This window comes from Mesorhizobium sp. AA22, from assembly GCF_001672375.2.
Lineage (GTDB): Bacteria > Pseudomonadota > Alphaproteobacteria > Rhizobiales > Rhizobiaceae > Mesorhizobium > Mesorhizobium wenxiniae.
In genome coordinates this window covers 2,718,536-2,730,719 of sequence record NZ_CP048406.1, presented here as the reverse complement: position 1 = coordinate 2,730,719, position 12,184 = coordinate 2,718,536, and the positions used below count along the sequence as shown (strand labels likewise).

Annotated in this window: 9 protein-coding genes and 1 pseudogene; 8 read left to right on the top strand and 2 right to left on the bottom strand. The window is 62.6% G+C overall.

The features are described 5' to 3' along the window. Positions 1-191: 191 nt before the first annotated feature. Positions 192-1,634, top strand: coding sequence for a hypothetical protein (locus tag A9K68_RS13335; protein WP_246811364.1), 1,443 nt, complete (start codon positions 192-194; stop codon positions 1,632-1,634). An 18-nt stretch (positions 1,635-1,652) separates the two neighbouring features. Here A9K68_RS13335 and A9K68_RS13330 read toward each other — a convergent pair whose 3' ends face one another. After that, complete coding sequence (locus A9K68_RS13330; protein WP_246811363.1) at positions 1,653-2,933, bottom strand: VpsF family polysaccharide biosynthesis protein; 1,281 nt, start codon at positions 2,931-2,933, stop codon at positions 1,653-1,655. A gap of 204 nt (positions 2,934-3,137) precedes the next feature. Between A9K68_RS13330 and A9K68_RS13325 the strand changes: the two genes are divergently transcribed. The 6 genes from A9K68_RS13325 to A9K68_RS13300 all read left to right on the top strand — a co-directional run bounded on the left by A9K68_RS13325 (position 3,138) and on the right by A9K68_RS13300 (position 10,670). Beyond that, positions 3,138-4,703 carry a GumC family protein gene (locus A9K68_RS13325; protein WP_065009315.1) on the top strand — a complete coding sequence of 522 codons (1,566 nt, stop codon included), beginning with the start codon at positions 3,138-3,140 and terminating at the stop codon, positions 4,701-4,703. Between the two features lie 8 nt (positions 4,704-4,711). Further along, positions 4,712-5,818: a glycosyltransferase gene (locus A9K68_RS13320; protein ID WP_065009314.1), complete on the top strand. Its 1,107-nt coding sequence runs from the start codon at positions 4,712-4,714 to the stop codon at positions 5,816-5,818. Between the two features lie 163 nt (positions 5,819-5,981). Next, positions 5,982-7,190 carry a mannonate dehydratase gene (gene uxuA, locus A9K68_RS13315; protein WP_065009313.1) on the top strand — a complete coding sequence of 403 codons (1,209 nt, stop codon included), beginning with the start codon at positions 5,982-5,984 and terminating at the stop codon, positions 7,188-7,190. 451 nt (positions 7,191-7,641) lie between these two features. Further along, positions 7,642-8,613 (top strand): tripartite tricarboxylate transporter substrate-binding protein, encoded by a 972-nt coding sequence (locus A9K68_RS13310; protein WP_065009312.1) that lies wholly within the window; start codon positions 7,642-7,644, stop codon positions 8,611-8,613. A 76-nt stretch (positions 8,614-8,689) separates the two neighbouring features. Then, positions 8,690-9,151: a tripartite tricarboxylate transporter TctB family protein gene (locus A9K68_RS13305; protein ID WP_065009311.1), complete on the top strand. Its 462-nt coding sequence runs from the start codon at positions 8,690-8,692 to the stop codon at positions 9,149-9,151. Between the two features lie 10 nt (positions 9,152-9,161). Then, entirely contained in the window at positions 9,162-10,670 is a 1,509-nt protein-coding gene (locus A9K68_RS13300) for a tripartite tricarboxylate transporter permease (RefSeq protein ID WP_065009310.1), read from the top strand. A gap of 6 nt (positions 10,671-10,676) precedes the next feature. Here A9K68_RS13300 and A9K68_RS13295 read toward each other — a convergent pair whose 3' ends face one another. Continuing rightward, entirely contained in the window at positions 10,677-11,510 is an 834-nt protein-coding gene (locus A9K68_RS13295; RefSeq protein WP_082982484.1) for an ABC transporter ATP-binding protein, read from the bottom strand. Between A9K68_RS13295 and A9K68_RS13290 the strand changes: the two are divergent. Beyond that, positions 11,444-12,109, top strand: a pseudogene (locus tag A9K68_RS13290) (FGGY-family carbohydrate kinase); the annotation flags it as partial. The gene A9K68_RS13295 and the pseudogene A9K68_RS13290 overlap by 67 nt on opposite strands. Positions 12,110-12,184 lie beyond the last annotated feature (75 nt).

Here is a 12,184-nt window from a genome sequence, read left to right as displayed (position 1 = left end):
TGGTCGCCAGAAGGCGTCGCGACCTGCTGATTATTCGCCACAAGAGCTATACTAGCTGCAGAAGCCGCCTTCGTGACCTTAAATCTTAATATATGATTAACAGCCAAGCCCGCGTTCTCCCCGGTAACTCTTATGAAAGCCTAAACCGATAGGTATCCTGGCATAGTAGTCTTGAAAAAGAACATATTCGATTGACTAATATTTTAATTATCGGCCACACCATTGGATCTCGGCGCTGGGAAAATGAGCTCCTGGTACGGTTGAACGCAGCTGGTCACGTGGTTTCGAGCTGCCGCGCGCCGACCCCTGCGCCGATCGCACGCGGACTGGATATTGTGCTGGCGATCGAGAGCCGGCGCTTCGGTCCCTCATTGGCAAGCCGCTCCGAGCCGTTGCCGTCTGGCGGTTCTGGTCCAGCAGACCTCGTAATTGATCTCACCGGCACTGCCGCTCGACGAGGCACGCCTGTCCTGACGCTCGAATTTTGTGGCCACAGCACCTTCCCCGCCGGTGTGGCCGAGATGCTGGCGAGCGGGCGATTGCCCGAACTTGCCGTTCGCCTCGACGGCGTCACAGTCGCCAGGGGGCGACCGATGATCAGTGACCGGCTCTGGCTATCTCGCAGCTGCAACGACCTGCTCGCTGGGGCCATCTCGCTGGTTGCGCAAAGCGTCGCCCGTTCTTCCGCGGGCGAACTTGTGCCAGTTGTCGATAACCCGGCGCCGATCCTGAGGAACGGCGGTATTGTCCGGCACTACCTGCCCTTTTTCTGCAGGGGGTTGGTCGATCGCGCCGTGCAAAAACTCAAACTTGGACGGCGCCCCTTTTATTGGCAGGTCGCCTATCGGCTGATCGACGGGTCAGGTGTCGCCGAAACCGGGCAACTTGACGGTAAGCCGTTCACCGTCCTCCCGGACGATGGCCAGCGATTCTATGCCGATCCATTCGTCCTCGAGCGGGATGGCCGCCACTATCTGTTTGTCGAGGAGTTTCCCTACGCTACGGGTCGCGGCGTGATTTCTGTCGCCGAGCTGGGTGACGATGGCACCTTCAGTGTGCCGAGGGTGGTGCTGGAGGAAACGCACCACCTGTCGTATCCGCAGGTGTTCGCTCAGGCCGGCGAGATTTTCATGATTCCTGAAAGTGGGGCGGCGCGCGAGCTTGTGCTCTACCGCGCCGCGCACTTTCCGGATCGCTGGGTGCGCGACACCGTGCTGATGACGGACAAGGATTTCAATGACGCCACGCTGCTCGAATCGGATGGGCGCTTCTGGTTGTTGGGGACGGAGCGGTTCGGTTACGGCAGCGCGTCGGATACGATGACGGTCTATTCCGCACCCTCGCTGCGCGGGCCGTGGGTTGCGCATGCGCTCAATCCCATCGCCGTCGATCACTCGGCCGCTCGGCCCGGCGGCGCCTTTATTCGCCGGGGTGACGCAGTAGTTCTGCCGGTGCAAAACGGGTCGAGAGCCTATGGCGGCGGTCTCGGGTTGATGCGGCTGGATAGGCTTGACGATTTCGACGTCCGTTTTGCGCCGCCCCGCCCGATCGGCCCGGGGCCGGCATGGGCCCGCACGGGCATTCACACGCTTAATCGCGCAGGCAACGTCGAGGTTGTGGATAGCGCCGGCTGACGCGTCTGGAGCCTGTGCTTATCCGAGCCGATCCGGTTTCGGCTCGGGTGCAGCCGCAGCCGACGATGTGCTCTTCGGCCGGTTTCTATACGGCGCGTTTCTATAGGCAAGCAACAGCACCACGATAATCGCAATCTCCGGCGATTTTGATGAGAGCGCGTTGTTCGACAGCGCAGCAAGCAGGAACGTCATGGTGCCGATCCATGCCGGCAGCGGCGCCCCGCGCAGCAGCCGAAAAATGAACCAGAATACCAGCATGATGAAGAGCACGGCTATGGGCAAGCCGAAGAGCATTATGATGACCACCGGCGCGCTCTCGATGTAGGGCAGATGCAGCTTCTCGTTGACGATCGCCAGCAGGTCGTCGACGTTCATGCCAAACAGGATGTCTTTCCAGCTAACAAGTCCGAACACCTGGTAGATCGTCACCCGAGCCATGAAATTTTCGTCAAAGATCGTGTTGCCGAATCGGTTCAGCAGTCCGCCCGAAAACAGTATGGCCACCAGCACTGCGCCGGCCGCCAGGGCGAACAGCAGCACGACAGACTTGGCCTGCCGCTGATGCTTGAGGGTCAGGCGCGGCCAAGGCACCAACATCAGCAGAATGAGGGTTTCTCCGGCAGCTAGCAACAGGGCGGCGCGGGCGCCTGACGCAGCACAACCGACGAGCAATACGAAGATCGCCAGCACCCGCACCCATATGCGCCAGCGCGTCAGCGGCACGAATCCGATGACAGTGGCGCAGAGCGCGCCTAGGGCCAACGGGTGCGCCGATAGCCCGATTGGCCTGAACTGCAGTTCGTTGAGACCGTAAGGCAGAAATCGATGTTGAGTCACCGCTTCAATCGTGCCCATCACGGCGCTGAGGATCACCATTCCAAGCACGACGTCGCCCAACGCCCGCCGCACTTCCGCATTCATGGCCAGCATCAACAGGCCTGCGGCGCCCGCCACCAGATAGGTATCGATGATGAACCCAGAGGAGCCCGCGCGGCCGGTGATGAACAAATACGGCACCAGCGCGAAAATCAGCGCAGAATAGAGCAGCAAAGCCTTGAAGATTCCGATTTCGTCGCCCTGCAGCAGAAACGGTCGGCTGAAAAGAACCAAAGCAAGCAGCAGAAAGATAGCATAGGTACCGAAATGCAGTTTCTCGTAGAATGAACCACCGTCGGCCGTATAGTCGACGACCGAGTTCATAATCTGCGGTGACACCGTGAAGCGGAGCAGGAACGCCAACGCAGCGCATAGGAAAAACAGAATCGACAGCGCGTTCTGACGGCGCGCCTGGCTGGACAACAATCGGTCCGATGCGGCAGCGGGAAAGCTCATGGCCCATCCCAAGTGGGGTATTCAAACGACATTCTGGCCAACGAGATCCATTCAGGGGACCGCCGAACGGACGCGGCGTGTGACTCGGCAAAATATGCCAACTTGGAAAATGAGATGTTAACGATCTTTCTGTAGTGCTGGCCCGCGTAGCGAATAACAAGAGTTAGCACCATGTCCGCCGCTTCCGGCACAACCCCTCCCTCTGCAGCGGATTCCGATATCAGCGCACTCGAGCGGATTGCCAATGCACGGCGCGCCAGCAGGGCAAGGCTGCAACAGGATGCCCTAGTCATGGCACGCACCTCCGCCCCTGTCACTCCGCCGACACCCGAGCCTGTCCCGACGGTGACGCTCGACAAGATCGGGGATTTCCTTGAGCTCGATTTTCGACGCCTGTTTGTCTGGCTGCGTGCCGGGCTCGTCTTGGCATTGATGCTGGCAGTGGCCGGCGGTGTCATCGGCGCCGCCTATGGGTTGCTGAGCAAACAGCGTTATACCGTTACGACGGAAATCCTCATTAATCCCGCCAATTTGCAGGTTGTGGAAAACGATCTCTACTCGCAACCGGGCCAGGTCGACAGCCAAATACTTAACGCGCGCAGCAAGCAGCGCATCTTGACCTCGGGCAACGTGCTTGCACGGGTAGTGGACGAACTCGGTCTAGCCAGGGATCCGGAGTTTTTTGACCCGGACCAGAGCGCCTCCACGTCTGGTGCTGCAGCGAGTGGCACCAAGTCCGATCCGAAGCTCATCGCCCAGAAAAGCCTCGCGGAGCGGGTCAGCGTCGCTGCAGATGAAACGTCGTTCGTCACAACCCTCTCGGTATCGGCAGAAACCACCGGCAAGGCAATCCTGATCTCGCAAGCCATAGCGAAGGCTTTCCAGGACGAACTGGCCAAGGCCGAAGCTGCTGGTGCCAGCCGTGCCGCAGCTGCCCTTGAGGGCCGGCTCGGCCAACTCAAGCGCGACGTGCAGGCAGCCGAACAGAAGGTCGAGAGCTACAGGCGCAGCCACAACCTGTCCGCCAGCAATGGCCAGCTTGTCAGTTCGCAGACGATGACGCAGCTCAATAGCGAAATTGGAGAGGCGCAATCGCGCGTCATCGCCGCGCAGGCAAGTTACGACGCCTTAATTGCCTCCGGTGTCAATGGAGCCAATCCTGACCCCGCGGTTTCGGCAGCACTCGCAGCACTGCGCGACAAGGCAAATAGCCTGCGGCAGCAAATCGATTCTCAGTCCATGACCTTTGGCCCGCGCCACCCGACGATTGTCCGGCTTAGGACAGAATTCGAGACCGTCAGTTCTCAACTCAGGGCAGAGTTCGCCCGCACGGTTGGCACCGCAAAAGCCAACCTGGACAAGGCCAACGCCTCATTGGCTTCTCTCACCGCCAAGATGAACGATCTGAAGAGCAGTGTTTTCACCGACAGCGAGTCCCAGGTCGCCCTGCGTGAGCTTGAACGCGATGCCGCTTCAAGGAGGACGATCTATGAAAGCTTCCTGGCTCGCGCGCGCCAAATCACCGAGCGCGAGCAGATCGACACCACGAATGTACAGGTGATTTCCACCGCGGTGCCGCCAAAGGGGCGCTCGTGGCCGCCCCGTACCCCCCTGATGGCAGGCCTGGGAGCTTTCGCCGGCTTTGCGCTAGGCATGCTGCTGGCCATTGCCATGGGCATCGTTCGCGACATGCGCCAGCCGCCGAACCGATCAGGCATCGACGTCAGCCGAGCCTGAATCCAGGCATGGCGAAGCGCATTGTTTTTCACATTGCCAGTCTCAGGGGCGGCGGCGCTGAGCGTGTCTTCGTCCTCATGGCGAATGAATTGGCATCGCGTGGGCACGATGTCACACTTTTCACCTGGAACGCGGAAGGACCTAACGCCGCGCTGCGCTCCCCTGCGGTGCATCTGGTCGATTTCAACCTTCCCATCCGGGGCGAGGGTTACGGCAAGTGGGCGACGCTGAAAGGCATTGTGCGAAGCGCACGTTTGTTCAGCCGCCTTGGTCCCGATGCGGTCTATAGCGCCCCGGAATTTGCCAATCTGGTCGTAGCGCTGGCGCTTCTCCTGGCGCGAAGCCGAGCGCGGTTCTTTCCAAGCTTCCACGCAGCAGCCTCACTGCCTTCCAGCAGCCTCGGCGCGAGAATAGCGGTCTGGCTTTCCGCGCTGGTTGCAGCGCGCGCAACCAAAGCCATCGCCGTCTCAGTAGGTGTCGGCCGCGACATTGCGGCCCGCGGCTTTCCACAATCCAAGGTTGTCGTCATCAACAACCCGCTGCCGCCGGCTGCGGCGCTCCAGCAAGATTCCTATGCATGGCAGGCCAAGCTGGCGACGATGGGCGATGGCCCGGTCATCGCCACCGCCGGGCGCCTGGTGCCGGTCAAGGATCACCGGACCTTGCTGCGGGCGTTCGCTATCCTGCGCGCCGGCCGCCGCGTTCGGCTTGTCATCTTCGGCGAAGGTCCGCTGGCTGCCGAGCTGCGCGCCTATGTCCAGGAATCCGGTATTGGCGCCGATGTGCTCTTTGCCGGCTACGTCAACGACCCTGCGGCCTGCTATGCCGCAGCCGATCTGTTCGCCCTTTCCTCGACGAGCGAAGGCTTTGGCAATGTGCTGGTCGAGGCCATGGCTGCCGGCGTCCCCGTAGTCTCCACAGATGCGCCGCATGGCCCGCGCGAGATTCTCGGTGACGGGCGTTTCGGCGCCTTGGTGCCGGTCGGCGATGCCGCGGCCCTGGCAAAGGCTATGGCTGATATGCTGGACCGCCCCACTTCCGCCGCCATCCTGAAAAGCAGGGCAGCGGATTTCGAAGTCGAAAAGATCGGGGATCTGTACGAAGCGCTGCTTTAGCCAGGGAATTTCGCGCTGGCGTCGATCGATGCCAGCCGCTATCGCCATTCGCGCCGACACCGGAATCTGATAGCGGCCGATGAAGAGAAGCAGCAGGTCGGTCGCGGAGGCGGGAAGCGCGGGCGGGCAGCCGCACGGCGATTCTTTTTAACGGAGTGTTCGAATGAGACATGTGTGGCGTTGGTTCGGCCCGGTCGACAAGGTGACGATCGCGGATGCGCGTCAAGCCGGGGCGCAAGGCATCGTCTCGGCGCTTCACCACGTTCCTCACGGCGCCGTCTGGCTGCCCACCGAAATCGAAAGACGTCAGCGCCAAGTCGCGTCTTTGCCGGATGGAAGCGCAAGCGATCTGAACTGGGAGATTGTCGAAAGCCTGCCGGTTTCCGAAGCGATCAAGACGCAGGTCGGCGAATGGCGCAGCCACATTGCCAACTACATTACATCGCTGGAAAACCTGGCGCGGGCCGGCATTTCGGTCATCTGCTACAATTTCATGCCGGTGCTCGACTGGACCCGCACCGATCTTGCCTGGCGCCTGCCGCATGGCGGCACCACCATGCGCTTCGATCTGATCAACTTCGCCGCATTCGACATCCATATCCTGAAACGCCAAGGGGCGCTCGGCGATTACACATCGGAGATCGCCTCCGAGGCGGAGCGCCGATACGCGCAGATGGATGACGGTGCGCGGAAGATCCTGGCAAGAAGCGTCAATTCCGGTCTGCCCGGTTCGACCGAAGACACGTCTCTCGACGGTCTCGCTGCTCAACTGTCAAACTATGACCGCATCGACGCAACAACCCTGCGCCGGCACTTCGTCGATTTCCTGGCGGAGGTCGTGCCCACGGCCGAACGCCTCGGCCTGCGTCTCTGCTGCCATCCGGATGATCCGCCGTTCCCGCTGCTGGGCCTGCCGCGCGTCATGTCGACCGAGGCCGACTACAGATACATTCTGGAGGCAGTCGACAGCCCGGCCAACGGCGCGACACTGTGCACGGGATCGCTCGGCGCAAGACCGGACAATGATCTACCCGGCATGATCAGGCGGATGGGTCCGAAAATCCACTTCGCTCATCTGCGCAATGTGCGCAAGGAAGCGGCCGGCACCCCCTGCTCGTTCCACGAGGACGAGCATCTTGCCGGCGACACCGACATGGTGGCGGTGGTGGCGGCGCTGCTCCACGAGGAAGCGCGGCGCAAGACGGAAGGACGCCAGGACGCCGTCATCCCGATGCGCCCCGACCATGGCCAGGATATCCTCGATGACCTGACGCGTGGGGCCCAGCCCGGCTATCCGGCCATCGGTCGGCTCAAGGGATTGGCCGAACTCCGCGGCGTAGAACATGCCATTCGCAGATCGACATCAGCTTAGCGCGCAGCCGGTCGGCCATCAGAGCGTCACGACGGTGCAGAACCTTTGATGGCGGAGGGAGGCGCCCCCTCTGTCCTGCCGGACATCTCCCCCACAAGGGGGGGAGATTGGCGGCTTGGCCGCTCGCTCAATCCTGCAACTTAGACAATTGGCGAAAGCCGCGATGACGGCCGATCTCCTCCCAAGCGGGGGATGTCCGGCAGGACAGAGGGGGGCGCGAAGGATCACTGCAGATCAGCATTTGTCCTGAGCCGCTGCATTGGGCGTTCCGCAGCCCTCCGGCTCGATGGCAGCTTTTCACCCATTTGCGCGGACTTGTGTATAATAGCGGCTTGCGGCTTGAGTCCGATTTCAATCCGCTGGGTTACGCTCGTTATTGGTCCATCCGCAGCCGGTGTTGAGAAGAACTCCAGGAGGCGGTTGGGAATTCATATCCTGGGAGGAAATCACGATGAGAAAGTTCGCCGCCGCTCTCGGCGCCGCCGCTACGCTGTATTCGCTCGCCGCGGGCGCGCAAACCTATCCCGAACGCACCATCACCGTTGTGGTGCCGTTTTCGGCCGGCGGCCCGACCGACACCGTCACGCGCCTGGTCGCGGAAGCCATGTCGAAGGATCTCGGCCAGCAGATCATCGTCGAGAATGTCGGCGGCGCCGGCGGCACGCTGGGCGCCGGTCGCGTCGCGCAAGCCGATCCCGACGGCTATACGCTGCTCCTCCATCACATCGGCATGGCGACCAGCGCGACGCTGTACCGAAAGCTCGCATACGACACGCTGAACAGCTTCGAATATGTCGGCCTCGTCACCGAGGTGCCGATGACCATCGTCGGCCGCAAGGACCTCGAGCCGACAGATCTGAAGGGGCTGGTCGACTACGCCAAGGCCAACAAGGACACCGTCACCGTCGCCAATGCCGGCATAGGCGCGGCCTCGCATCTGTGCGGCATGCTGTTCATGAGCGCCATCGGCACGCCGCTGGTCACCGTGCCCTACAAGGGCACCGGCCCGGCCATGACCGATCTTCTCGGTGGTCAGGTCGACATCATGTGCGACCAGACGACCAATACCACCAAACAGATCCAGGGCGGCACGATCAAGGCTTACGCCGTCACCTCGCCTGAGCGCCTCGATGTTCTGCCGGACGTCCCGACAACGACGGAAGCCGGTCTCCCTGAGGTGCAGGTCGGCATCTGGCACGGCCTCTACGCGCCCAAGGGCACGCCGGCCGAGGTCACCGAGCGCCTGTCGAAGTCGCTTCAGGTCGCGCTGAAGGACCAGAATGTCGCCGCCCGCTTCGCCGAGCTCGGCACCAAGCCGTCGTCCGAAGCAGACGCGACTCCGGCCGCGCTAAAGGCCAAGCTGGAAGGCGAGATCGCGCGCTGGAAGCCGATCATCGAAGCCGCCGGCCAGTACGCGGACTGAGGTTTTGAACGGGGCGCCACCAGCGCCCCGTTTTCGCACTGCACCGGCGCGCGCGGCGCGGGCCTGGGAGGACGTCATGAAACCTTTCACAATCGACACGACCAACGGCATATGCGCCGCGCTGTTCATCTTTCTCGGTGGATTTTTCGCGCTGCAGTCGCTCGACCTCGAAATCGGCACCGCCTTCCGGATGGGACCGGGCTATTTCCCCCTGGTGCTGGCAATCGTCCTGATCCTGCTTGGCGTCGTCATCCTCATCGAAGCGGTGCGCTTCGAGAGCGAGCCGATCGGGCATATAGCCTGGCGCGGCATGCTGTTCATCCTGCCTGCCCCGATCTTCTTCGGCCTGACCGTACGCGGCCTCGGCTTCCTCCCCTCGATCTTCCTGACGGCGCTGATCGCATCGTTTGCCAGCGGTCGCATGAGGCCGCTGACCGCGCTCGTGCTCTCCGCTTGCCTGACGCTGTTTGCGTTCCTCGTCTTCAGTTACGCGCTCGGCCTGCCGTTCCGGCGCTTCGGCCCGTGGCTGCAGTTTTGAGGAGATGAATATGGAACTCCTCGACAACCTCGCGCTCGGCTTTTCGACAGCTACGTCGCTGGCAAACCTCGGCTTCTGCCTGATCGGCGTCCTTCTCGGCACGCTGATCGGCGTCCTGCCCGGCATCGGCGCCACCGCCACCATCGCCATGCTGTTGCCGATCACCTTCCAGATCGGCGACCCGGTCTCCTCCCTGATCATGCTCGCCGGCATCTATTACGGCGCGCAATATGGCGGCTCGACCACTGCCATCCTCATCAACATGCCCGGCGAATCCTCGTCAGCCGTCACCGCAATCGACGGCTACCAGATGGCCAAGAACGGCCGCGCCGGTGCGGCACTCGCCATCGCGGCAATTGGCTCGTTCTTCGCCGGCACGGTGTCTACTTTCCTCGTCGCCATCTTTGCCCCGCCGCTGACGGCGATCGCGCTGCAATTCGGCGCAGCCGAGTATTTTTCGCTGATGATCGTCGGCCTTGTCTCGTCCGTCGCGCTCGCCCACGGCTCGATTGTCAAGGCGCTGGCAATGGTGGTGCTCGGCCTGCTGCTCGGCATTGTCGGCACCGACATCTACACCGGCACACCGCGCTTCACGCTCGGCATCCGCGAATATGCCGACGGGCTGAATTTCGTCGCGGTGGCGGTCGGCGTCTTCGGCGTCGCCGAAATACTGCGCAACCTCGAAAACGAGCACGAGCGCTCCGTGCTGATCCGAAGGGTCTCCGGCCTGATGCCGACCCGCGAGGACTTTCGACGCATGGCGGCGCCCATCGTGCGCGGAACGATCATCGGTTCGGCGCTCGGCATCCTGCCGGGAGGCGGTGCGATCCTTGCAGCCTTTGCCTCCTACACGGTCGAAAAGCGCGTATCGAAAAACCCGGGGGAATTCGGTAAGGGCGCCGTCGAAGGCGTCGCCGGACCGGAATCGGCCAACAATGCCGGCGCGCAGACCTCCTTCATCCCGATGCTGACGCTCGGCATTCCGGCCAACCCGGTGATGGCGCTGATGATCGGCGCGATGATCATCCAGGGCATCGTGCCCGGCCCCAATGTCGCGATCGAACAGCCGGCGCTGTTTTGGGGCATCATCGCCTCGATGTGGATCGGCAATCTGATGCTGATCATCTTGAACCTGCCGCTGATCGGGCTTTGGGTTAAACTCCTGACAATCCCCTATTACGTGCTCTTCCCGATCATCATGGCGTTCTGCTCGATCGGCGTTTATAGCGTCAACACCAACGTCTACGACCTCTACGCCGTCGCCTTCTTCGGCTTGCTCGGCTACCTCCTGACCAAGCTGCGCTGCGAACCCGCGCCGCTGCTGCTCGGCTTCGTGCTCGGGCCGCTGCTCGAGGAAAACCTGCGCCGCGCCATGATTCTCGCGCGCGGCGACCCGAGCACCTTCGTGACGAGGCCGATCAGCGCCGGCCTGCTCTTCATCGCGCTCGCCGTGCTCGTCATCGTCTTCCTGCCGGCGGTCAAGAAGAAGCGCGAAGAGGTGTTCGTGGAGGAGAATTAGCGAGAGTCACGCGGCCGCCTCTCCACGGCCGCGGCCGCCGATGCGGGTGCCGGTTTCCGAATCGAACAGGAAGACCGCAGTGTCATGGAAAGTGATCCCGATCGGCTCATCCATATCGTAATGCGCCGATTTATCGGCCTTGACCGTTACCGTTACGGTGGCCCCACCGAATTGGCAGGTGATCAAGGTATGATCGCCCATCAGTTCCACGGCATAGACCCGCGCCGCGATCTTGCCCTCCGATGCGCCCGTGACCCGGCAATCCTCGGGCCGGAGGCCGGCAGTGACCTTTTTCCGGCTTTCGGCAACGCTGGTCGCAAATCGCCCTTCTGCGCAGGCGAACGCACCCTGGACCAGCTCGCCCTGGAGAAAATTCATCGGCGGCGAGCCGATGAAGCCGGCGACGAATAGGTTCGCCGGATCGTCGTAGATCTGTCGGGGCGTCGCGATCTGCTGCACGACACCCCGGTTCATGATGGCAACACGGTGAGCCAAGGTCATGGCCTCGATCTGATCGTGGGTGACGTATATCGTCGTCACGCCCAGATCCGCCTGCAGGCGTTTCAGCTCCGAGCGCATGTGGCCGCGCAGCTTGGCGTCCAGATTGGAGAGCGGCTCGTCCATCAGGAAGACGCTCGGCCGCCGCACCATGGCGCGGGCGAGTGCGATGCGCTGCCGCTGACCGCCGGAAAGCTGCCGTGGATAGCGGTCGAGGAACTCCTCAAGGTGGACCTTGACGGCGGCACTGCGGACGGAGGCGTCTTGAGCGGAGGACTGCGGATGGCAACTGGGCGCAATTCGTGCTGCTGGAGACCGGTGGCGACGGCATGCGCTGGGCACGCCGCGCCTTCCACAACAACGCGCTGTGCTATGACGAGATCGTCGCCTGCGCCGCCGAGGCACCCGCTGGTTGCGACGCATTGCTCTTCATGCCCTTTCTCACCGGCGAGCGCCTGGGGCGCCATCGCAACGCCCGCGCACAGTTCTTCGGATTGGGCGCCGGGCATGGCATGGAACATCTGCACCGCTCGATCCTGGAAGGCATCGCCTTTGCCATGACGCGTCACATCCGCATCATGGAACGCGCGTCAAACAAGCCGCTGGAGCGCGTTATCGCCGCGGGTGGCGGGGCGCGCACCGAACTCTGGCTGAAGATCAAGGCAAGTGCCTTCAACATTCCGATCCTGGTTCCGCGGGAGCCCGAATGCGGCATTGTCGGCTGTGCCGCGATGGCCGCGACGGCGACCGGCCGCTTCTCGCGCGTCGAACAGGCGGCCGAGAGCTTCGTGAGCTACGGCGCCGAAATCCTGCCGGACCCCAGATGGGCCGAGACCTACAGGCGCACCCAACCCGTTTTCGACAAGCTCTACTATCACAGCCAGGCGCTCTACGACGACATCGACACGCTGGCGGCGGCGACGCGGCCGACGCAGCCGTGACGCATCTCAGGCCTGTGGAGCCGTGCCTGCAGCGACAGACCTGGCAATCACGACGCATCCCGTCTGGGATGCATC

Coding starts and splice junctions, on each gene's coding strand:
- A9K68_RS13305 (WP_065009311.1), top strand. CDS start 8,690: ATGAAACCTTTCACAATCGACACGACCAACGGCATATGCGCCGCGCTG.
- uxuA (WP_065009313.1), top strand. CDS start 5,982: ATGAGACATGTGTGGCGTTGGTTCGGCCCGGTCGACAAGGTGACGATC.
- A9K68_RS13310 (WP_065009312.1), top strand. CDS start 7,642: ATGAGAAAGTTCGCCGCCGCTCTCGGCGCCGCCGCTACGCTGTATTCG.
- A9K68_RS13325 (WP_065009315.1), top strand. CDS start 3,138: ATGTCCGCCGCTTCCGGCACAACCCCTCCCTCTGCAGCGGATTCCGAT.
- A9K68_RS13300 (WP_065009310.1), top strand. CDS start 9,162: ATGGAACTCCTCGACAACCTCGCGCTCGGCTTTTCGACAGCTACGTCG.
- A9K68_RS13320 (WP_065009314.1), top strand. CDS start 4,712: ATGGCGAAGCGCATTGTTTTTCACATTGCCAGTCTCAGGGGCGGCGGC.